We start from the raw sequence: 20,918 nt of genomic DNA on the forward strand, positions 1-20,918 counted from the left end.
GCAATCAGGAGGACATGTTCGTGAAACCCGCTCCCGCATCCGCACCGTTCGCCGGCCCCTTCGCGCTCGCGACCCTCTCGCCTGCCGGCGGCCCGGAGTTCCCCGCCCTGGTCACCCCCGACGAGCTGGTCGTGGACCTGCGTATCGCCCTGGACGACGACCGGTTGACGACCCGTCGGCTGCTGGAGGACTGGGCCGCGGTGCTGCCGCGGCTGCGCTCCCTGGCCGAAGACGCCGAGGACAGCACCGTCGCGCGGAAGCCGCTCGCGGACTTCTCGGTGCACGCGCCGGTCGAGCCGCGCCAGGTGTTCCAGTCCGGCGCCAACTACCGCCAGCACGTGATCGATCTGCACGTCGCGCACAAGGCCCCGGGCGACGACCGCCCGGAGGACGTGCGGCGTGCCGAGGCGGCGGAGATCATGGACCGGCGGGCCACGGAGGACCTGCCGTACGTCTTCATCGGGCTGCCGAGCGCGATCACCGGCCCTTACGACGACGTGGTGCTGCCCGCCTGGGCCGGGAAGCCGGACTGGGAGCTGGAGTTGGCGGCCGTGATCGGCAGGCCTGCCCACGGCGTCTCCGTCGAGGAGGCCCTGGAGTACGTCGCCGGATACACCATCGCCAACGACCTCACCGACCGCGCCACCGTCTTCCGCCGGGACATGCCGCAGATCGGAACCGACTGGCTGCGCAGCAAGAACGCGCCCGGATTCACCCCGCTCGGCCCATGGATCGTGCCCACCGAATCGGTCACGGACACGGGTGACCTTCAGCTCACCCTGAAGCTCAACGGCGAGACCATGCAGGACGAGTCCACCAAGGACATGATCTTCAACGTGGCGCGCATGGTGTCCTACGCCTCGCAGAGCGCCCAACTGCTCCCCGGCGACCTGGTGTTGACCGGTTCTCCCGCCGGCAACGGCATGCACTGGGGTCGGTTGCTGCGCGACGGCGACGTCATGGACGGCTCCATCACCGGCCTCGGCGCGCAGCGCACCCGGTGTGTGGCGGAGGTGACCAAGTGAGCCCTGAGCAGACGCCAACACCCTTGGACCGCACCGACCCGGAGGGCGCCGTCGCCCGCGCCGCCAAGGCGTACTCGAACTGGGGCCGTTGGGGCGAGGACGACCGCATCGGCACCCTGAACTTCCTCGACGAGGCCAAGCGCCGCGAGGGCGCCGCGCTCGTCCGAAGGGGTGTCAGCTTCTCCCTCGCCCAGAGCTTCGACATGAACGGCCCGCAGAAGGGCTGGCGGCGCCGCACCAACCCGGTGCACACCATGCTCGACACCGGCACCGACGCGGCCCTCGCCAACCAGGGCTTCCCGCACGGCATGGGCGGCGCCGACGACGTGATCGCCATGCCGTTGCAGTGCTCCACGCAGTGGGACGGCCTGGGCCACATCTTCGACCACGGCAAGGCGTGGAACGGCCGCGAGGCCCAGAAGGTCGTCACCTCCGACGGCGACCTGGTCACCGGCATCGAGCACATGGCCCCGTACGTGGCCGGGCGCGGCGTCCTGCTGGACGTCGGCCGGGTCATCGGCACCGACGGCGAGCTGCCCGACGCGTTCGCCATCACCGAGGAGCACCTCACCGCCACGGCCGAGGCCCACGGGGTGAGCGTCGGCCGCGGGGACATCGTCGTCGTGCGCACCGGGCAGCTCGCCCGCGCCCGCCGCGAGGGCTGGAACGACTACGCGGGCGGCCCGGCCCCCGGCCTGTCGTTCACCTCGGCCGGCTGGCTGCACCGCACCGAGATCGCCGCGATCGCCACCGACACCTGGGGCTTCGAGGTGCGGCCCAACGAGTTCGAGCACGCCTTCCAGCCGCTGCACCAGGTCGCGATCCCCAACATGGGCCTGCTGATCGGCGAGATGTGGGACCCGGACGCGCTCGCCGCGGACTGCGCGGCGGACGGCTCCTACGAGTTCTGGCTCACCGCCGCGCCCCTGCCCATCACCGGCGCCGTCGGCTCCCCGGTCAACCCCGTAGCCGTCAAGTAGCCGACGCAGGACAGGAGTTATTCATGAGCAGTACCCCCAGCAGCCCCCGCTCGGTCCTTGTCGTCGGCGGCGGCGCGGCCGGCAACGCCGCGACGATCCTGCTGCGCCGCGCCGGGATCGCGGTCGACCTGATCGAGGCCAAGGACGACTGGAACGCCACCGCGGGCTCCGGCATCACCCTCCAGGGCAACGCGCTGCGCGTGCTGCGCGAACTCGGTGTGTGGGAGCAGGTGGAGCGGTCCGGCTATGGCTTCGACGCGGTCGGCATCACCGCCCCCGACGGCACCGTCCTGCACGTCAGCGAGGACCTGCGCACCGGCGGCGACGAACTGCCCGCCACCGTCGGCATGCAGCGCCCGCAGCTCCAGCGGATCCTGATCGACGCGGTCCGCGCGAGCGGCGCCACCGTGCGGCTCGGTGTCCGCGCCGAGTCCCTCGACCAGGACGACACCGGTGTCTCCGTGCGCTTCAGCGACGGCACCGACGGCCGCTACGACCTGGTGATCGCCGCCGACGGCCTGGGCTCGGCCACCCGTGCCGCGATCGGCATCACCGACCGGCCCGAGCCCACCGGCATGGCCATCTGGCGGGTCGCCACGCCGCGCCCGACCGGTCTGACCCGCACCGACCTCGCCTACGGCGGTCCCGCCTACATCGCGGGCTACTGCCCGACCAGCGAGTCCACCATCTACGCGTATGTCGTCGAGGCCAACCGCGACCGTGCCACCATCCCGGCGGACTCCTACGCCGACGAGATGCGCTCGCTCGCGAAGCACTACGGCGGCCACTGGCCGGAGATCACCGGACACATCACCGACCCGGCGCAGGTCAACTACACGTGGTTCGACCGGATGCTGGTCGAGGGTTCGTGGCACCGCGGCCGGGTCGTCCTGGTCGGCGACGCCGCGCACTGCTGTCCGCCCACCCTCGCGCAGGGCGCCGCCCTGTCGATGGAGGACGCCTGGGTGCTCACCCAGATGCTGACCGGCGCCGACACCTGGGACGACGCGCTGTTCCAGGCGTACTACGAGCGGCGTATCACCCGTGTGCGCCCGGTCGTGGAGGCGTCCGTGCAGCTCGGCCAGTGGCAGCTCGACGGGGTCCGCGACGCCGATGTCCCCGGCCTGATGGGCCGCACGATGACGATGCTGCGGGAGCTGCCGTGACCGATGTGACCGCCCCTTCCGAGACACCCACCATTGACGTGCACGCCCACGTCCTGCTGCCCGAGATCGAGGCACTGGTGGACGGCCTGCCGGGCCACACCGAGGCAAAGGCCCTGGACGCCCGCCGCAACGGTCCCGAAGCGCTGAAGGTCAGCGGCCGGATGATCGGTGACCGGTTCCCCCGCCTCACCGATGTGTCCGCCCGCCTCGCCGCGATGGACACCCAGGGCGTGGACGTCCAGCTGGTCAGCCCGTCCCCTTCGCACTACCACTACTGGGCCGACGAGGCGGCCGCGGAGAAGGTGTACCGGCTGGCCAACGAGGCGACGGCCGCGCACTGTTCGGCCGCGCCGGAGCGGCTGCGGGGCCTCGGCCTCGTACCGCTCCAGCACCCCGACCTTGCGGTGCGCGCGCTTGACCACGCCCTCGAACAGGGGCTGCTCGGGGTCGAGATATCCAGCCACGCGCCGGGCCGCGAGCTGTCCGACCCGGCGTACGAACCGCTGTGGGCACGGGCCGAGGAGACGGGCGCGCTCGTCTTCCTGCACCCCTTCGGCTGCACGCTCGACGAGCGCCTGGACCAGTGGTACCTGTCCAACTCCGTCGGCCAGCCCACCGAGAACGCCGTCGCGCTCTCGCACCTGATCTTCTCCGGTGTCCTCGACCGGCACCCCGGCCTGCGGATCATCGCGGCGCACGGCGGCGGCTACCTGCCCACGCACATCGGCCGTGCCGACCACGCGTGGCGGGCGCGCGCCGACGCGCAGGCGTGCCGGGAGGCGCCGAGCAGCTATCTCAAGCGCCTCTACTTCGACTCGCTGGTCCACGACCCGTACGTGCTGCGGGAGTTGGTGCGGGTCGCGGGCGCGGACCGGGTGCTGCTCGGCTCCGACTTCCCCTTCGACATGGGCAGCGAGGACCCGCTGGGCGCCCTGCGCGCCGCGGAGCTGCCCGCCGCCGACTTCGACGCCATCCGGGGCGGCACCGCCGCCGCCCTCCTGAGGAAGGACTGACCCATGAGTGGACGCCTGCTCACCCACCTCCGCCACGTCGACCTCGCCGTGCCCGACTACGACAAGCAGCTCGACTTCTACTCCGGCGTCTGGGGCCTGTCCAAGGTCGCCGAGGACTCCGGCATCTCCTTCCTGGCCGCCGAGGGCTCCCCCGAGCAGTACGTGGTGCGCCTGCGCGAGGCCGACGAAAAGCGCCTCGACCTCGTCTCCTACGGAGCCGCCAGCGCGGCGGACGTGGACACACTCGCAGAGCAACTCCTCGCAGGTGGCGTGCAGTTGATCTCGCAGCCGGGCAAGGTCGACACCCCCGGCGGCGGCTACGGCTTTCGCTTCTTCGACGTCGACGGGCGCACCATCGAGGTCTCCGCCGACGTCGAGGTCCGGCAGCACCGCAAGATCGAGGAGAAGGAGGCCATCCCGGTCAAGCTCTCCCACGTCGTCCTCAACTCCCCGGATCTGAACAAGACCCGGGAGTGGTACGAGCGCCACCTCGGCTTCGCGCTGTCCGACACCCTGTCCTCGCCGCACATGGGTGAGGTCATGCACTTCATGCGGATCTCCAATCAGCACCACTCGATGGCCATCGCGCAGGGCCCGCACACCGCGCTGCACCACGTCTCCTTCGAGATGCGCGGCCTGGACGAGTACATGCGCGGTTCCGGCCGTGTGATGCGCGCCGGGTTCAAGAAGGTCTGGGGCCCGGGTCGGCACATGGCGGGCGACAACACGTTCACGTACTTCCTCGACCCGCACGGCAACACCGTCGAGTACACGACGGAGTTGGAGCTGCTGGACGAGGACACCTGGCACCCGCACGTCTACGACTTCTCGAAGCCCGAGGTCACCGACCAGTGGGGCACCGCGAACGCGATGAACGAGCTGGTCGCCAAGGAGTCGTTCAACGACCCCGACCGCGGTGTGTTCATCGCCCCGCCGGTCTGACCCCACCCGATTTCCGGGGGTGCGGCGGCGCCCTGTCCATGCCCTGACACACCCGCCGCGCCCCCGGTTCCGTCGCGCCCGCCAGGAGCCCGCATGCGATTCGCCACCTATGAACACCAACAGCGCACCCGCGTCGCCGTCGTCACCGAGGACGACACCCTGTACCCGGTGCCCGGCGCCGACTCCCTCGCCGACCTGATCCAGTCCTCCGGCGGCCTGCCGGCCCTCCTCGACGCCGGTACCGCCGCGCTCGCCGGACCGCCCGGCCCGCAGGTCTCCGAGGTGCGGCTGCTCCCGCCCCTCCAGCCGCCCTCCGTACGGGACTTCGTCGCCTTCGAGGAACACGTCGAAGGTGTGCGCAAGTCCGTGGACGGTGTCGCGGGCGTACCCGAGCAGTGGTACGCGGCGCCGACCTTCTACTTCACGAACCCGTACGCCGTCTACGGGCCGGGCGAGGACATCCCGATGCCACCCGGCTCGACCGTCCTCGACTACGAACTCGAGGTCGCCGTCGTCATCGGCCGCGAGGGCCGCGACCTCACCCCCGAAGAGGCCCGCGAACACATCATCGGCTACACGGTCTTCAACGACTGGTCGGCCCGCGACCTCCAGTCCGCCGAGATGAAGGTCGGCCTCGGCCCCTGCAAGGGCAAGGACACGGCGACCACACTCGGCCCGTACCTGGTCACCGCCGACGAACTGGAGCCGTACCGCGACGCGGACGGTCTGCTGCGCCTGGCGCTGACGGCCGAGGTCAACGGCGAGACGATCGGCAAGGACCTGCTCTCCAACATGAGTTGGACCTTCGAGGAGATGGTCGCCTACGCCTCGCGCGGCACCGTCGTCCGCCCCGGTGACATCCTGGGATCCGGCACATGCGGCAACGGCGGCTGCCTCGCCGAACTGTGGGGCAGGCGCGGCGAGCAGTCCCCGCCACCGCTGAAGCCCGGGGACACCGTCACCCTCACGGTCGAGGCCGTCGGCTCCCTCTCCAACACCGTCGTCGAGGGCGCGGCCCCGGTGCCGCTCCCGGCCGGCCGTCGCCGCACGCGGGAGCGTCCATGACCTCGAAGCGCCTTGCGGGCCGGGTCGTGGTCGTGACCGGCGCGGCCCGCGGCCAGGGCGCCGCCGAGGCCGCGGCCCTCACCCGCGAGGGCGCCCACGTCATCGCGACGGACGTCACCGAGGGGCCGGGGATCCGCCCGCTCGACGTCACCGACGAGGCGCAGTGGGCCCAACTCGCCGCGCAACTACGGGAGTCGTACGGCCAGGTCCACGGCCTGGTCAACAACGCGGGCATCACCTGGCGCGCCCGCCTCGACGAGGTGCGCGCCGAGGACTTCGCCCGCGTGCACGCCGTGAACGTCACGGGGCCGCTCCTCGGCATCCAGCACCTCACCCCGCTGATGCCGCCCGGTGCCTCGATCGTCAACGTCGGCTCGTCCGCCGCGCTCACCGCCCATTACCCGGTCGCGTACACGGCCAGCAAGTGGGCGCTGCGCGGACTGTCGAAGACGGCGGCGCTCGAACTCGGCCCGCGCGGCATCCGCGTCAACACGATCCATCCGGGCTTCATCGAGACGGAGATGACCGCGTCGGCCGCCCCCGCCTTCCGCGAGAGCAACCTGCGCGAGACCCCGCTGGGCCGCACGGGCACGGTCGACGAGATCACCCCGCTCGTCACGTTCCTGCTGTCGGACGAGGCGTCGTTCATCACCGGGGCCGAGATCCCGGTCGACGGTGGATACACCGCCCACGGCGGCACCAAGTCCATCTCCGACGCGCTGCGGGCGGGTACACCGGACGCTCACACCGCCGCACCGGCGCGGCTGTCCGAGGCCTCGGACACACCCTGACCGTCGTCGTCCAGTGCCCGGCGGAAGGGCAGCGGGCTGTGCAGCGCCTGCTCGATGCGCTCCAGGCTGCGGCCCTTCGTCTCCGGGACCTTCAGTACGACGAAGACGATGCAGGCCACGTTCATCAGCGCGTAGAACAGGAAGGTGCCTGAGCGGCCGACGGTGTTGATGGCCGTCAGCGCGGTCATGGCGATGAGGAGGTCGAAGCCCCACACCGACAGCGTGGCCAGGCTGGTGGCCGGGCCGCGCACGCCCAGCGGCAGGATCTCCGGGCCGATGAGCCAGACGACGGCCTGCATGCCCACCCCGTTGAACAGGATGTACGCGAACAGGGAGATGATCACGGTCCAGCGCTGGGCCGTCGATCCGGAGGAGGTCGCGAAGGCCGCCGCGAGCACCACCATGGCGAGCGCGGAGCCCGGCAGGAACCACAGCATCGTGCGGCGCCGTCCGGCCTTGTCGACCGCGATGGCACCGACGATGCCCGCCACGACGAGCATCGCGCCGATGCCGATGCCGGTGAGCAGCGCCACCGAGTCACCGAAGCCCGCGTCGTCCAGGATCGTCGGGGCGTAGTAGACGATGGCGTTGATCCCGGTGAGCTGGGAGAACGCCGCGATGCCGAGGGCGATCAGGAGGGCCGGGCGCAGCCACCGCTGTCGGAGTTGCCGCCAACTGCCGCCGCCCGCCGGGGTGTTGTTCGACACCGCGGCGATCTCGGCCGCCTCCGCGGCCACGTCCGCGCCCGCGGGCCGCAGTCGTCGCAGGGTGCGCTCCGCGTCGTCGGCCCTTCCCTGCTCGATGAGCCAGCGCGGGCTCTCCGGCAGCGGCAGCATGCCGACGGCCAGGGCGAGTGCGGGGATGACGGCGAGGGCGAACATGACCCGCCAGCCGCCGCTGCCCGCCAGGGCCCAGCCGCACAGGTAGGCGATGAGCTGTCCGATGGCGACCATCAGCTGGAAGAGCACCATGAGCCGGCCGCGTACGGCCGCCGGCGCCAGTTCGGCGATGTAGACGGGCACCATGTTGGACGCGCCGCCCACCGCGAGCCCGAGCACGAAGCGCGCGGCGATCAGCGTCGACACATCGGGGGCGAGCGCGGCGGCGACGGCTCCGACGGCGAAGATCACCGCGACTGTCGCCACCACCTTGCGCCGGCCGTGCCGTACCGCCGCGCGCCCCGAGAGCAGGGCGCCGACCATCGCACCGAGCAGGATGACGCTGACGACGATCTCCTGCTCGCGGGAGGAGAGGTCGAGGTCCTCGCGCAGGTGGAGCAGGGCGCCGGAGATGATGCCGGTGTCGTAGCCGAAGAGCAGGCCGCCCAGCGCCGAGACGGCGGCGACGGCGTAGACCAGCACCGGGGTGCGTCCGCCACCCGCGGGGCGGTCGGCCTCCGTGGCCGCCTCAGGCATCGCCCATGACCAGACCCTCGATGGTGTGCTTCTGGGTGACGGGCGTCAGTTCGTCGACGACCGGGCAGTCCAGGTGGCGGCGCACCCGCTCGGGCAGCGACTCCCAGAACGTGCGGGTGACGGCGGTGTCGTGCCGGTCGCCGTTGCTCGCCTCCGGGCCGTCGAGGCCGAGGATCAGGACGGGCCGGGCCTTGGCCGACTCGTTCTTGGTGCCGCGGTGGATGGTCAGCGCGGTGCGGGCCGAGATGTCGCCGCGCTGCGGGTACTTGCGGACCGCGCGCTCCTCGTAGCGACCGTAGCGCTCGCGGGGCGGGAACATGCCGTGCTCGAAGTCGGGTTCGTCGTCCCACTGGGTGCCGGGCGCGATCTCGAAGGGGCCCATGTCCTCGGCGGTGTCGACGGCGGTGACGTTGAAGGCGAGCGAGGTAAGGCGGCGCTCGTTCCGCGTCTCGTCGGGGATGGGGAAGTCCCGGTGCCAGGGCTGGTTCACGGCGCCTTCGAGGGGTACGTCGAAGCCGAGTTCGACGATGCGGTAGTCCGGGCCGAGGACCGCGGTGGCCACCGACCGCACCCACGGGTGGTCGACGAGGTCGACGAAGCCGCGCAGCTGCTCGGGGTGGATCTCCACGTAGTAGCGGTTCGGGCCGCGGCCCACGGCGCCGCCCGGCCGGGAGCGGGCCTCCTCGTAGGCGGCCTCGATGTCCTCGCGCATCCGGTCGGCCCACTCGGTGGTGAAGGCGCCCTTCCGCGCCGTGATGCCGTCCCCGTACAGGTTCGCCACGTCCCGCGTCACGTCGACGTCCTGATCGGCGGGGCTGACGCCGGGGAATGCGGACACAGTCATCCTTGCCTCCTTGCAAGCGGAAGTTCCGCCACTAGATTGCATCGATGAATGCAACGTTGCAATACCCTCGGAGCAGCAGTTTTCCGGGGGCGCCGCATGAAAGGATGACCGGGTGAGCAGTCGTCTGAAGGACGTGGCCGCCCGGGCGGGCGTCTCCACGCGCACCGTGTCCAATGTGGTCAGTGGGTCCGCCTCGGTGGCGGCGGAGACCCGACGGCGCGTCCAGGAGGCGATCGACGAGCTCGGCTACCGGCCCAACCTCGCCGCCCGCAGCCTGCGCGCGGGCCGCACCGGCATCATCGGCCTGGCCATCCCCGAGCTGCACTCGCCCTACTTCGGCGAACTGGCGGGCCTCCTGGTCGACGAGGCGCAGCGCCGCTCCTGGACCGTGGTCATAGACCAGACCCGGGGCGACGCCGACGCCGAGCGCCGCCTGCTCACCCAGGGCGGCGGGCGCGCCGTCGACGGCCTCATCATCAGCCCCTGGGCGCTGGACCCGGCCGAACTCGCCGCCACCGCACCGTCCGTCCCGCTCGTCCTGCTCGGCGAGCGCAGCCCGCAGGGCGCGGCCGACCGCGTCGCCGTCGACAACGTCACCGCCGCCGACGAGGCCACCACTCACCTGATCGAGCTCGGCCGGCGCCGCATCGCCGCCATCGGCCTCCAGCCACACCTGCACAACGGGACGGCCCTGCTGCGTGCCGAGGGCTACGGCCGGGCACTGGAGCGCGCCGGGCTCCCCCAACTCCCGGACGCCCAGCGCCCCGTGGCCGCACTGCACCGCGCGGACGGCGCCCGCGCCATGGCCGAGCTGCTCGACGGATCCGCCGCCCCCGACGCCGTGTTCGCCTTCAGCGACGAACTCGCCCTGGGCGCCCTGCACGTGGCGCACGAACGCGGCCTGCGCGTGCCCGAGGACATCGCGATCGTCGGCTTCGACGACATCGAGGACGGCCGTTACAGCCATCCGCCCCTGACCACCATCGCTCCCGACAAGCAGCAGATCGCCGAGCGGTCACTGCAGTGCCTGGCGGACCGCATCTACAGCCCCAGCAACGACGTCCCTCCACAGGAACTGACCGTGCCGCACCGGCTGGTGAGGCGCGGGACGGCCTGAGCCGACCGTCGTCAGTTCCGGGTGGCCCCCAGCGCTCCACGGTGGCTGCGCACGACCTCCGCGTAGGCCTTCGCGCTCGGCTTCGGGCGCCGCTGGAAGGTGGCGCGGTCGACTTCGTGCAGGCCGAGTTGAGCGCCGTATCCGAAGATCCACTCGAAGTTGTCCATCAGCGTCCAGTGGCAGTAGCCGAGGACGGGTGTGCCGGATCGCACCTCGGCCGCGAGGGCGTCGACGGCGGCGGGGACGAAGGCGGCGCGCCGGGTGTCGTCGGCGGTCTGGATGCCGTGCTCCGTGACGAGGACCGGGACACCGGACACCTCGTGGGCGTAGCGCGCGGCGCCGGCGAGCGAACCGGGGGCGATGACGGTGCCCATGCCGTTGAGTTCGCCCTCGCCGCGGATCTCGCCGTCGGGGCCGTGGACGATGCGCTCGTAGTTCTGCACGCCGATGAAGTCGTCGTGGCGTGCCTCGCGCAGCCAGTGGTCGTACACGGCGGCGCGCTTGGCGTCCCTGCGTGCCTCGCCTCCGGGGGCCGCCACCTCGTCGGCGATGGCGATGGACACTCCGACGGGCAGGTCGCCGCGGCGCGCCTTGATGGCTTCGCGGGCGGCGCGGTGCGCGCGGGTGAACGCCTCCTGGAACTCGTCCTGCCGGTCGGCGGGGATGACGTTCGCGCTGGCGTACGTGCCGGTGCCGGCGGCCCGTGCGGCTGCCGCCAGCATCCGCGTCTTGAGCTGCTCCGCCTCCGCCGGGAGCTTCCCGCCGGCCTGCAACAGCTGTTCCAGGTTGGGTTCGTTGAGGGTGACGGCGTACGCGATCCGGTCGCCGAAGCGGGCCATGACGCGGTCGCACTGCTCGGCGAAGCGGGCCGGGGCGTCGGCCCCGGTCCAGGACCCGGCCGCCGCGAACCAGTGCGGTCCGGTGAAGTGATTGAACGTGACGAGGGGCGCGAGGCCGCGTTCGAGACACCCGTCGACCTTGCGCTCGTAGTGGTCGAGTGCCTCGGCGGAGACGACACCCCGCTCCGGTTCGATACGGGCCCATTCGACGGAGAACCGGAAGGCGTTGAGCCCGAGTCCCGCGGCGAGGTCGAGGTCCGAGGCCCACTGCTCGTATCCCCGGCACGCGGGCCCGCTCGGCTCCCGGAAGAGAGAGGGTGTCGTGTGTTCCAGGAACCAGGTGTCACTGGCGGTGTTGTCGCCCTCGTTCTGGTGTCCCGCGGTGGCGACGCCCCACAGGAAGTCGTCGGGCAGGCCGGTGTGAGTCATGAGTGCTCCTTGCGTTACGGGAGTTGGGGCGCGGGCCACGGTGTGTGGAAGGCGTGCCGTCCGGGGCCGACCTCCACGTCCGCCATGCCCGGCAGGTCGACGACCGCGGTGACCTGCGGGGGTACGAGGACGTCGACGCGCAGGGTGGCGCCTGTGACCTCCCATCCGGTCTCGGCCCGGCCGTACGGTGTGTCGTGCTCGGCGCGCGCCCAGGTGAGGCCGCCGCCGGGGCGGGGCCGGATCAGGAGGCGGCGGTAGCCCGGCGCGGCGGGTGCCAGGCCCGCGACGGTGCGGTGGATCCAGTCGGCGACCGCGCCGAGCGCGTAGTGGTTGAAGGAGGTCATCTCGCCGGGGTTGATGCCACCGTCGGGCAGCATGCTGTCCCAGCGTTCCCACACGGTGGTGGCACCCATGTCGACCTGGTACAGCCACGACGGGCACGCCCGCTGGGTCAACAGGCCGTATGCGGCCTCCAGTTGACCGGTGTCGGTGAGCGCGTCGCACACGAGGGGTGTGCCGAGGAAGCCGGTGCCGATGCGGTGGCCGCGTGCGGCGACGAGGTCCGCGAGGCGCTGTCCGGCGGTGGCCCGCTCGGTGTCGTCGTCGAGCAGACGGAAGCACAGGGCGAGGGCGTACGCGGTCTGGGTCTCCTCGGTCAGACGTCCGCCGCCGGCGTGGAATCGGTCGAGGAAGGCGGCGCGGACGGCGTCGGCCAGGGCGTGGTAGCGCGCCGCGTCGCCCTTCTCCCCCAGGATTTCGGCGGTCCTGGCCAGCAGCCTCGCGGAGTGCGCGAAGTACGCGGTGGCGACGAGGGTGGACGGTGTCATGGCCCGGCCGGGGTCGTCGGCCGGGGCGGTCGGGTCCAGCCAGTCGCCGAACTGGAAACCCTCGCCCCAGACATGGCCGGGCCCGGCGATGCGGTCGACGGCGTCGACCCAAGCACACATGGAGGCGTACTGGGCGCGCAGCACGTCGGTGTCCCCGTACCGCTCGTACAGCACCCAGGGGACGATGACGGCCGCGTCGCACCAGCCGGCCATCGGCGGGTTTCCGGGCGGGACCGGTACGGGGATCTTCACCGGGATGTCGGGGGTGAACACCGGCGGGATGCCGCGTTCGTCCTCGCCCTGGTCGGCGGCCAGGTCGCGCAGCCAGGAGCGCAGGAAGTCGCGGACGTCGTAGAGGAAGGCGGCCGTGGGGGCGAAGACCTGGACGTCGCCGGTCCAGCCGAGCCGTTCGTCGCGCTGGGGGCAGTCGGTGGGGACGTCGAGGAAGTTGCCGCGCATTCCCCAAGTGACGTTCTCGTGCAGGCGGTTGAGGGAGTCGTCGGAGCAGGAGAACCAGCCGGTGCGGCGCAGGTCGCTGTGCAGGACGACGGCGGTGATGTCATCGGGGTCGAGGGCGCCGGGCAGGCCGTCCACCTCGGCGTAGCGGAATCCGTGGAAGGTGAAGCGGGGTTCCCACTCCTCCCCCGCCGGGTCGCCGCGCAGGGTGTAGCGGTCGGTGGCGGTGGCGTGCCGCAGCGGGCGCGTGCACAACTCGCCGCCTTCGAGGACCTCCGCATGGCGCAGGGTGAGCGTGCGACCCGCCTCGCCACGGACGCGGAGGCGCAGCCGGCCGACGAGGTTCTGGCCGAAGTCGAGGATCGTCCGGCCGCCGGGTGAAGTGGTGACCGCGACGGGCGGGAGGAGTCGGGTGCGGCGGACCGGCGGGCTGTCGGCCGGGAAGAGGACGGCGGTGTCGAAGTCCAGGACGTCGACCGGCTGCCAGTCCGTGGCGTCGAAGTCGGGCCCGCTGAAGCCGACTTGCTCGCGGCGGGCGTCGTACTCCTCACCTTCGTACAGTCCGGCGGCGAGGACGGGCCCGGGGCTCCAGCGCCAGTCGTCCCCGGTGGTGACGGTGTCGGTCGATCCGTCGGCGTACTCGATGTGCAGTTCGGCGAGGAGGCCGGTCCGCTCGCCGTAGATGTCACGGGTGCCGCCGTTGAACCCGAGCAGGCCCCGGTACCAGCCGTCGGCGAGGTGGGCGCCCCAGGCGTTGCGGCCCTCGCGGATCAGTCCGGTGACGTCGAAGGTCTGATAGCGGTGGCGGTGGTGGTAGCTCGTCCAGCCGGGCGCCAGGACATGGTCGCCCACCACGGCGCCGTTGACCTCCAGTTCGTAGACACCGAGGGCGGTGACCAGGAGCCGGGCCGACCGCACGGAGGCACGTGCGGCGAACTCGCCCCGCAGCAGGGCGGCGGGAGCGGTGGGACGGGGACTGACGACCCGTGCGGTCCAGTGGTGGTGCTGCATGGCGATGGCGGCCTTCCTCAGCGCCGGGGATGAGCAGCATCGATCATGCGGCGAACACTTAGTGATTACTAGGTGTTCAGTGGAGTGACCTGCGCCACACCTGGAACCCGCCGTCACGAGGTCAACGACGCACAGAATGGTGCGTACATGGCAAACAAGCGCGAGGCCGGCACCTAAAGACCCGCGCGCCGACCACCGGCGCAACCAGCAGGCGCCGCCCTCTACAACCCCTGCCCATCAGCGGAGATGCCTCGCATCAGCCGATCGAGATGCCCCCGCATCACGGCCACGAGATCGAACTCCCGCCCACCGGCCAGCCACTGCTGCATCAACCCCGCGTCCATGGCGGCGCATTCGCGCGCGATGCCCTCGTGGTCCAGGCCACCGCGGAGCTCACCCTGCCGACTGCCGTCCCGGAGCCGGTCGGCGAGTTCCCTCACACCCTTCTCCTGCCAGTCGGTGAAGTGGTCATGGGCGGGGTGGTCGGGCGCCGTGGCCTCGGCGGTGAGAACGACGGCCAACTCGATCATGCCGGGCATGGCCAGCCGCTCCACCGTGTCCTCGAGGTGGCAGCGGAAGGCGTCCCGCACGGAGTCCGAGACCCGCTCCCACTGCACGTCCATGCGCTCGTGCCAGTACGCGACGACCGCCATCAGCAACTGCTGCTTGTCGCGGAAGTGGTGCAGCAGTCCGGCATCGGTGATCTCGGCGTCACGGGCGACGCGCGCGAGGGAGGTCTTGCGGTAGCCGTCCCTGCCGAAGCGCAGGAGCGCCGCTTCCAGAATCTGCGTACGCCGCGCCCGGCCTGCCGTGTAGTGGCCGCGCGGCCCCCTGGGTGTCGCCATGGGAGAACGGTACCGGCGAGCCGTCCGACATCGTCCGGCGGCGAACACACCATCCGCCCCCCCCCCGTGACGTGGGTCACACTCCCGATACCTAGCGAGCACTAGGCATTGGGGCCATCATCGACGTCACGCGACGACGGACGGACGCGCCGCCATGCCTTCCGACGGCGGCCCGGCGCACCGGGCCGGCCCTCCGCGCACCCCCACGCCGCCTCCCATTTCCTCGGCACCTCCGTGAAAGGAGGGCTGGCATGACGCCGATGTCATCAAGCCCCTCGGTCGACCGCGCGCCCCGCGTCGACACGGACGGACGGTGGACTCCCCGCCTCGTCCTGCTGCTCATCGCCCTCGCCTGGCCGACCCAACTGCTCGCGGCGGGCGGCATTCTCGGCGCCAATGCCACGGCAGGGGTCGCGCAGGCGTTCCACACCACGCAGGTGGCCTGGTTCGGCCTGACGCTCACCCTGGTGTCCACGCTGCTCACCCCGTTCGTCATCAAGTTCGGCGATCTGTACGGCAAGAAGCGCGTCATGCTCGCGATGACCGCCCTGGGCGCCCTCGGCGAGGCGCTCGCCGCGCTGGCCGGTAGTTTCTGGCTCGTCCTCGCGGGCCGGGCGATCGCCGGGTTCTACGGGCCGTTCGGCGCGCTGTCGTTCGCCGCGATACGGGACGTCTTTCCGCCCCGGCTCGTCAAGCAGGCCAGCGGTCTCATGGGCAGCAGTGTCGGCCTGGTGGGGCTCGGCTCGCCGTTCCTCGCGGGCTGGCTGGTCGACAACTGGGGCTACCGGGGCGCCCTTTGGTTCCTCGCCGCCGCGACCGCCGTCGCCTTCGCCCTCGTCGCGCTGCTGGTCCCGGAGACCCCGCGGCACGCCTTCGAGTCCGGCTTCGACTGGCTGGGCGGGCTCACGCTCGGCGGCGGTCTGACGGCCGTGGTGTACGCCGTCGGCCAGGGGCAGAGCTGGGGCTGGTCCGATCCGCGGACCCTCGGCTGGCTGGGCGCGGGCGCCGCCGCGCTGATCGGCTTCCTGTTCGTGGAGCGCGCCAGCGCCCACCCGATCCTCGACCTGGGGGTGCTGCGCCGCCGGCCGGTGGCTCTCGCGCTCACCGCGGGCGGCCTCGCCCAGACGGTCGCCTTCACCATGCCGGGCATCGCCATCCTGCTCGCCCTCTACCCCCACATCCCCGGCGTCTCCGCGGGACTCGGCTGGACGGCCCACCACAACGCGGTCGTCAGCGCGAGCTGGAACCTGGTCATGTTCGGCACGGGGCTGCTCATCAGCCGCGCGCTGCGCAGCTTCGACGTCCGGGGGGTGTGGTGCGCAGGACTGGCCGTGATGGCGATCGGCTACACCCTCGTCGGCTTCCACCACGGCAACGAACTGGAACTCATCCTCACGTCCTGCGTCGCCAACGTCGGCGCCGGCGTCGTGGTGGCCGGAGCGCCCGCCCTTGTGGTCGGCGTCGTCTCCCGCGAGGAACAGGGCCTGGGCAGCGGCATGCTCAACATGCTGATCAGCCTGTTCGGCACCATCCTCACCGCCGGCGCCTACGCCGTCCTCGCCTCGGACAGCACCGTCGTCAAGGGCACCGCCTTCTACCAGGACACCGGCTACTCCTGGATCTTCTGGCTCGGCGCCCTGGTCACGCTGACGGCCCTCCTGCTGTCCCTGTTCATCCCGCCGCTGCGCGATCCGGAGAACGAAGAGCCGCTGCCCGCAGGACAGTTGGCCTGACACCGCACCCCCTCGGCGCGACTCGACGACCGCCCCCCTCTTGCCTGTTCTATGCCATACACCTTAAGTTACTGACAGGTAGCCAAGGCGGCCCACCGCTCGACGGTGGGGCGCGTCGTCGTCAGAGGTGGGGGGGACAGGTGAGCCCGCGCAAGAGTGACAGCCGGGACCGGATGGTCCTAAGCGCCGCCGCACTGCTGCGCGAGTACGGGGCGAGCGCGACCAGCGTCGACCGGGTCCTCGCCCACAGCGGTGCGCCGCGCGGCTCGGTGTACTACCACTTCCCCGGCGGGCGGGCGCAGCTCATCGACGAGGCGGTGACCCTGGCCGGGAACATCATCGCCGGACTCATCGAGGCGGCGATGCAGGCCGACGATCCCGTGGTGGCCGTCGACGCGTTCTTCGTGCTGTGGCGCGAGCGGCTCGTGGAGAGCGGCTTTCGGGCCGGCTGTCCGATCGTGGCGGTGGCCGTCGAGACCAACGACGACGCGCCGCAGCTCGCCCGCTCCGCCGCCGCCGTCTTCGCCCGCTGGCAGGAGGCCCTCGCGGGACTCCTCGTCCGGCACGGCCTGAGCGAGGAACGCAGCCGCAGGCTGGGCGCCTTCATCATCGCCGCGGTCGAGGGCGCGGTCGTCATGTGCCGTGCCGAGCAGAGCACCGCCCCGATCGAGGCGGCCGCCGCCGAGATCCACGATCTCCTCCTGTACGCCCTGCGCGAGCGCCCCGGCACCTGACCACCGCCTCGACCGGGTCAGCCGCCCCACCACTTGTCCCGCACACCCCGAAGGAGTCGCCATGACCGCCACACCCACGCTCGACCGCCACGACAACGTCTTCGTCCTCGACCTCGGAGACGGCGAGAACCGTTTCCACCCCGACTGGCTCACCGCCGTCGGCGCCGCGCTCGACGAGGTGGAGAAGGCGGAGGGCCCGCGCGCCCTGGTCACCACCGCCACCGGCAAGTTCTACTCCAACGGGCTCGACCTGGAATGGGTGTTGGCGCACGCCGACCAGCACGAGAACTACGTCGTCACCGTCCACGAGCTGTTCGCACGGATGCTGTCGCTGCCGGTCATCACGGTGGCCGCGCTGCAGGGACACACCTTCGCCGCCGGCGCCATGTTCTCCCTCGCGCACGACTTCCGCGTGATGCGCGCCGACCGCGGCTTCTGGTGTCTGCCCGAGGCGGACATCAACATCCCCTTCACGCCCGGCATGTCCGCCCTGATCCAGTCCCGCCTCACGCCGCGGACCGCGCACGAGGCCATGCTCACCGCCCGCCGCTACGGTGGCACCGACGCCGCGGCCGCCGGCATCGTCGATCAGGCGGTCGCCGAGGACGCCGTGCGCTCCACCGCGATCGAGCTCGCCCAGGCACAGGTGACCAAGGCCGGCGACACCCTCGGCACCATCAAGGCCCGCATGTACGCCCCGGCCCTGACCACTCTGCGCGACACCACCAACCCGCTCGGCTGACCACGCCGCCCCGCCCCGGCTCAACTCACCTAGGGCCTGTCGTTTGGATCAGGCCGGGCTCGCGGGGTCTGGCACGCACGCTCGCGGCGTTGTCGTCGGTCGACGACGCTCCGCGTCGCCTCCCTCCTCCGCCTTGCGATCACACGCTTCCCCAAGCTCTCGGCTTCGCTCGAGCAGGGGAGGCCCCATTACCCCGCTCCCTGATCCGGCCTGATCCAAACGACAGACCCTAGTCCGCCACCCAGTTCCCGTGGAACCCCACCGGAACCCGTACCGGCAGATGCACCCGTGCGACGGGCCCGCCGCTCAGGTCCTGGGCGGCGAGGACCACCAGGTCCGTGGCGCCTCGCTCGGGGTCGAAGACGTACGACAGGATCCACCCGTCGTCCTCCGCGTCGCTGTCCGCCGATGGCACGAACACGCCCTCGCCGACGTCCCCGCCCGCATGGAAGCGGTGCACCTCGGTGCCGCCGCGCTCCAGGTCGAACTTGACGATTCCGACGCCGACTTGGGCGAGCTCGGGCGCCGGTGAGGTGGGCGACAGCAGGTGGGCGCGGGCCCGCTCGGCCGCATACCCGTCGACGGGTTCGAGGACCCCGTAGCCGTAACGATGCGCACCTGTCTGGCGCCGCGGGTCGACCCGCGGGAACTCCACGGCCCGCTCGTCGATGCCGTCCTCGCGCACGGTCCCGGCAGCGAGATCGACCGTCCACCGCACGAGTCGCGGCGGCGTCTCGTCCGGCCCGCGGCTGTCCCGGCCCGCGAACAGCCGGTCGTAGCGCACCAGATGGACCGTGATGAGCCCGTCCCCGTCCTCGTACGCGTTCATGGGGTGGAAGACGAAGCACGGCTCGACCTCAAGCCAGCGCACGTCCTCGGCGCGCCCCTCGCGCGGCAGCACCCCGAGCCGCGGCTTGCGCTCCGGGTCCCAGATGTAGGGCAGGGACGAGGGTGACGTGGCGACGTCCGGGTTGAAGACGACGGGCAGGTCGTACAGGAGCACGTACGAGGCGGTGAGCGAGAAGTCGTGCATCATCGGCCGCCCGTCGACAGGCACGTCGACCCTGCGCCGTACCCGCCCGTCGGTCCCGACCACCAGGTACTGCACATACGGATACGCCCAGCAGTACGCCACCGCGTGCAGCTCACCGCTGACCGGATCGACCGTGGTGTGCGCGGCGAGCCCGCCCGGCAGCGTGCCCTGGAAGTCGTACGGGCCAAGGGTGTTGAGCTCGCCGTCCAGCTCGTACGGCAGCGCGCCGCCCTCGACGGTGGCGAGGTAGCGGCCGGCGAAGTTCAGGATGTGCGTATTCGGCGCGAGGTCCATGTCGAGGTGGCGCGGCCCGTGCAGCGGCTTGTCGCCGAGCGTCGCGGCCATGGCGTCGTTGCGCACCCACCGGTTCCGGTACCACTCGGCGCGCCCGCCGCGCAGCCGCACCCCGTGCACCATGCCGGGCCCGGTGAACCAGTGGTACGCCGCCGGGTCGTCGACGTTCAGCGGATTGGGCCCGTTGCGCAGATACCTCCCGTCGAGCCCGTCGGGGATCCGCCCGCTCACCGGCAGGTCGTAGGCGGTGACCTCCTCGCGCACCGGCGCGAACAGCCCTTGCAGATACGGATTTCCCTGATCGGCCATGACGGCCTCCTCGACGGGTCCGGCAGGGGGTGGCCCAGGACTCCACCCTCCACCGAAAACCGGTCCTGGTCGAGCCCCGGCGGGAACGGACAACTGGGCCGCACAGCGGGTCCGTTGAGCAGACCGAAAGTGTCGCGGGGCCGCCGCCTGCCGCGGAGCATGGCCTCCCCCATCGCCCCGACCTCCTGGGAGGTTGTTCCGTGCATTCCTTTGCCCGAAGAGGACTTGTGGGCCTGGCAAGCCTGTTCGTCCTGCTGACCCTCCTCCTTCTCCGATCGGAGGGGCCCGTTCCCGTACATCAGGAGCTACTTCCCAGAGCCCTCCAGGTCGAGCACGATCTTGCCGACCGCCGCGCCCGTACGCAGCCGCTCCACCGCCTCGCCGAGCGCGTCCATCCCGTACCGCTCGTACGGCAGCGACAGCGCGCCCGACGACAGCTCGGGAAGCAGGCGCAGCACCTCGGGGGCGACCTCCTCGCCGCGCGAGATCATGTTGACGGGCAGCAGGGAGACGTCCGCGAGGAAGAAGTCCGCGAGGTCCAGCTTCAGCTCGCGGCCGGCCGTGTAGCCGAGGAGTGCGGCCCGGCCGCGCCCGCGGACCAGAGTGAGGGCGTTGCGCAGGATCTCGCCGCCGACCGTGTCGATCAGCACGTCGACCTCGCCGCCGATCGCTTCCTCGGAGAGGTCCGAGGCGAGCAGTGCCTTGGCGACGCCGGGCACGTGCGGCAGCTTCGCCGGGCGGCCGACCGCACCGATCACCTCGGCGCCGGCGCGCGCCGCGAGCTGAACGGCCATGGCACCGACCGCGCCGGACGCACCGGTGACCAGGACCCGCTCCCCCGGCCGCACCTGGGCGATGGCGTGGACGGTCGCCCAGGCGGTGCCGACCGGTGAGAAGTAGATGCAGGCGAGGGCGGGGTCGGTGCCCTCGGGCATGGTCTCCAGGGCGGCGTCCGGGACGAGCGCGTGCTCGGTCCAGGCGCCGTCCCGGCTCAGGCCGAGCCCTTCGCCGCGCAGCCGCACCAGCGCGCCCTCGGGGTGCGTGTCCGAGGCGACGACGTGGCCGCTGCCCTGAGTGCCGGGGATGAACGGCAGCTCGGGCAGGATGCCGAACTGTCCGTCGAGGATGTTCATGTCGAGGTGGGCGACGGTGGCCGCCGCCATCCGTACGAGGGTGCGTCCGGGGCGCGGCTCGGGCACGGCCCGCTCCGTGAGGCGCGGCAGGGTGCCGAACTCCTCCAGGAGCAGGGCCCGGGATGTCGTTGCGGTGGTGCTCACGTGCTGTGTTCTCCGTTCGTGTCCCCGCTGG

18 protein-coding genes are annotated in these 20,918 nt (G+C 71.7%); 11 read left to right on the top strand and 7 right to left on the bottom strand.

What is annotated here, in order from left to right; genetic code table 11:
- Positions 1-14 precede the first annotated feature (14 nt).
- The 7 genes from ACOKM3_RS04750 to ACOKM3_RS04780 all read left to right on the top strand — a co-directional run bounded on the left by ACOKM3_RS04750 (position 15) and on the right by ACOKM3_RS04780 (position 6,982).
- The gene (locus ACOKM3_RS04750) at positions 15-1,025 is read left to right on the top strand and encodes a fumarylacetoacetate hydrolase family protein (RefSeq protein ID WP_426897200.1); all 1,011 of its coding nucleotides are present in this window, start codon (positions 15-17) and stop codon (positions 1,023-1,025) included.
- Positions 1,022-2,005, top strand: a complete 984-nt coding sequence (locus tag ACOKM3_RS04755) for a cyclase family protein (RefSeq protein ID WP_426897202.1) — start codon at positions 1,022-1,024, stop codon at positions 2,003-2,005. Before ACOKM3_RS04750 ends, ACOKM3_RS04755 begins: the two co-directional genes overlap by 4 nt.
- 23 nt (positions 2,006-2,028) lie before the next feature.
- Positions 2,029-3,171 carry an FAD-dependent oxidoreductase gene (locus ACOKM3_RS04760; RefSeq protein ID WP_426897204.1) on the top strand — a complete coding sequence of 381 codons (1,143 nt, stop codon included), beginning with the start codon at positions 2,029-2,031 and terminating at the stop codon, positions 3,169-3,171.
- Positions 3,168-4,184: an amidohydrolase family protein gene (locus ACOKM3_RS04765; protein ID WP_426897206.1), complete on the top strand. Its 1,017-nt coding sequence runs from the start codon at positions 3,168-3,170 to the stop codon at positions 4,182-4,184. The genes ACOKM3_RS04760 and ACOKM3_RS04765 overlap by 4 nt, the downstream gene beginning before the upstream one ends.
- Positions 4,185-4,187: 3 nt before the next feature.
- Positions 4,188-5,126 carry a VOC family protein gene (locus tag ACOKM3_RS04770; RefSeq protein WP_426897208.1) on the top strand — a complete coding sequence of 313 codons (939 nt, stop codon included), beginning with the start codon at positions 4,188-4,190 and terminating at the stop codon, positions 5,124-5,126.
- Between the two features lie 93 nt (positions 5,127-5,219).
- Positions 5,220-6,191: a fumarylacetoacetate hydrolase family protein gene (locus ACOKM3_RS04775; protein WP_426897210.1), complete on the top strand. Its 972-nt coding sequence runs from the start codon at positions 5,220-5,222 to the stop codon at positions 6,189-6,191.
- Positions 6,188-6,982 carry an SDR family NAD(P)-dependent oxidoreductase gene (locus ACOKM3_RS04780; protein ID WP_426897212.1) on the top strand — a complete coding sequence of 265 codons (795 nt, stop codon included), beginning with the start codon at positions 6,188-6,190 and terminating at the stop codon, positions 6,980-6,982. The genes ACOKM3_RS04775 and ACOKM3_RS04780 overlap by 4 nt, the downstream gene beginning before the upstream one ends.
- Here the strand turns inward: ACOKM3_RS04780 and ACOKM3_RS04785 are convergent.
- A complete protein-coding gene (locus ACOKM3_RS04785) occupies positions 6,934-8,397 on the bottom strand; it encodes a sugar porter family MFS transporter (RefSeq protein ID WP_426897214.1) in 1,464 nt (487 codons plus the stop codon). The genes ACOKM3_RS04780 and ACOKM3_RS04785 overlap by 49 nt on opposite strands.
- The gene (locus tag ACOKM3_RS04790) at positions 8,390-9,241 is read right to left on the bottom strand and encodes a phytanoyl-CoA dioxygenase family protein (protein WP_426897215.1); all 852 of its coding nucleotides are present in this window, start codon (positions 9,239-9,241) and stop codon (positions 8,390-8,392) included. Before ACOKM3_RS04790 ends, ACOKM3_RS04785 begins: the two co-directional genes overlap by 8 nt.
- Positions 9,242-9,353: 112 nt before the next feature.
- Here ACOKM3_RS04790 and ACOKM3_RS04795 point away from each other — a divergent pair, with 112 nt between their 5' ends.
- A complete protein-coding gene (locus ACOKM3_RS04795; RefSeq protein WP_426897217.1) occupies positions 9,354-10,358 on the top strand; it encodes a LacI family DNA-binding transcriptional regulator in 1,005 nt (334 codons plus the stop codon).
- Positions 10,359-10,369: 11 nt separating this feature from the next.
- Here the strand turns inward: ACOKM3_RS04795 and ACOKM3_RS04800 are convergent, their stop codons facing one another.
- The 3 genes from ACOKM3_RS04800 to ACOKM3_RS04810 all read right to left on the bottom strand — a co-directional run bounded on the left by ACOKM3_RS04800 (position 10,370) and on the right by ACOKM3_RS04810 (position 14,765).
- Positions 10,370-11,626: a family 1 glycosylhydrolase gene (locus tag ACOKM3_RS04800; RefSeq protein ID WP_426897219.1), complete on the bottom strand. Its 1,257-nt coding sequence runs from the start codon at positions 11,624-11,626 to the stop codon at positions 10,370-10,372.
- Between the two features lie 14 nt (positions 11,627-11,640).
- A complete protein-coding gene (locus ACOKM3_RS04805) occupies positions 11,641-13,920 on the bottom strand; it encodes a family 78 glycoside hydrolase catalytic domain (protein WP_426897221.1) in 2,280 nt (759 codons plus the stop codon).
- A 221-nt stretch (positions 13,921-14,141) separates the two neighbouring features.
- Positions 14,142-14,765 (bottom strand): TetR/AcrR family transcriptional regulator, encoded by a 624-nt coding sequence (locus ACOKM3_RS04810; RefSeq protein ID WP_426897223.1) that lies wholly within the window; start codon positions 14,763-14,765, stop codon positions 14,142-14,144.
- 251 nt (positions 14,766-15,016) lie between these two features.
- On the opposite strand from ACOKM3_RS04810, the gene ACOKM3_RS04815 reads away from it, so the two are divergent.
- The 3 genes from ACOKM3_RS04815 (at position 15,017) to ACOKM3_RS04825 (ending at position 17,974) form a co-directional block, all read left to right on the top strand.
- A complete protein-coding gene (locus tag ACOKM3_RS04815; protein WP_426897225.1) occupies positions 15,017-16,498 on the top strand; it encodes an MFS transporter in 1,482 nt (493 codons plus the stop codon).
- Positions 16,499-16,638: 140 nt separating this feature from the next.
- On the top strand, positions 16,639-17,232 hold the full coding sequence (locus ACOKM3_RS04820; RefSeq protein ID WP_426897227.1) for a TetR/AcrR family transcriptional regulator: 594 nt from the start codon (positions 16,639-16,641) through the stop codon (positions 17,230-17,232).
- Between the two features lie 61 nt (positions 17,233-17,293).
- Positions 17,294-17,974, top strand: coding sequence for an enoyl-CoA hydratase-related protein (locus tag ACOKM3_RS04825; protein WP_426897229.1), 681 nt, complete (start codon positions 17,294-17,296; stop codon positions 17,972-17,974).
- Positions 17,975-18,203: 229 nt separating this feature from the next.
- Here the strand turns inward: ACOKM3_RS04825 and ACOKM3_RS04830 are convergent, their stop codons facing one another.
- Positions 18,204-19,610, bottom strand: a complete 1,407-nt coding sequence (locus ACOKM3_RS04830) for a carotenoid oxygenase family protein (RefSeq protein ID WP_426897231.1) — start codon at positions 19,608-19,610, stop codon at positions 18,204-18,206.
- A 305-nt stretch (positions 19,611-19,915) separates the two neighbouring features.
- Positions 19,916-20,887, bottom strand: a complete 972-nt coding sequence (locus ACOKM3_RS04835) for a quinone oxidoreductase family protein (protein ID WP_426897233.1) — start codon at positions 20,885-20,887, stop codon at positions 19,916-19,918.
- Between the last annotated feature and the right edge of the window lie 31 nt (positions 20,888-20,918).

Source organism: Streptomyces nidicola, assembly GCF_050106155.1.
Classification (GTDB): Bacteria; Actinomycetota; Actinomycetes; order Streptomycetales; family Streptomycetaceae; genus Streptomyces.

Bases quoted from the DNA above. Each gene is read 5' to 3' on its own strand.
- ACOKM3_RS04750 (WP_426897200.1), top strand. From the start codon at position 15: ATGTTCGTGAAACCCGCTCCCGCATCCGCACCGTTCGCCGGCCCCTTC.
- ACOKM3_RS04760 (WP_426897204.1), top strand. From the start codon at position 2,029: ATGAGCAGTACCCCCAGCAGCCCCCGCTCGGTCCTTGTCGTCGGCGGC.
- ACOKM3_RS04770 (WP_426897208.1), top strand. From the start codon at position 4,188: ATGAGTGGACGCCTGCTCACCCACCTCCGCCACGTCGACCTCGCCGTG.
- ACOKM3_RS04775 (WP_426897210.1), top strand. From the start codon at position 5,220: ATGCGATTCGCCACCTATGAACACCAACAGCGCACCCGCGTCGCCGTC.
- ACOKM3_RS04780 (WP_426897212.1), top strand. From the start codon at position 6,188: ATGACCTCGAAGCGCCTTGCGGGCCGGGTCGTGGTCGTGACCGGCGCG.
- ACOKM3_RS04785 (WP_426897214.1), bottom strand. From the start codon at position 8,397: ATGCCTGAGGCGGCCACGGAGGCCGACCGCCCCGCGGGTGGCGGACGC.
- ACOKM3_RS04790 (WP_426897215.1), bottom strand. From the start codon at position 9,241: ATGACTGTGTCCGCATTCCCCGGCGTCAGCCCCGCCGATCAGGACGTC.
- ACOKM3_RS04800 (WP_426897219.1), bottom strand. From the start codon at position 11,626: ATGACTCACACCGGCCTGCCCGACGACTTCCTGTGGGGCGTCGCCACC.
- ACOKM3_RS04805 (WP_426897221.1), bottom strand. From the start codon at position 13,920: ATGCAGCACCACCACTGGACCGCACGGGTCGTCAGTCCCCGTCCCACC.
- ACOKM3_RS04810 (WP_426897223.1), bottom strand. From the start codon at position 14,765: ATGGCGACACCCAGGGGGCCGCGCGGCCACTACACGGCAGGCCGGGCG.
- ACOKM3_RS04815 (WP_426897225.1), top strand. From the start codon at position 15,017: ATGACGCCGATGTCATCAAGCCCCTCGGTCGACCGCGCGCCCCGCGTC.
- ACOKM3_RS04825 (WP_426897229.1), top strand. From the start codon at position 17,294: ATGACCGCCACACCCACGCTCGACCGCCACGACAACGTCTTCGTCCTC.
- ACOKM3_RS04830 (WP_426897231.1), bottom strand. From the start codon at position 19,610: ATGGCCGATCAGGGAAATCCGTATCTGCAAGGGCTGTTCGCGCCGGTG.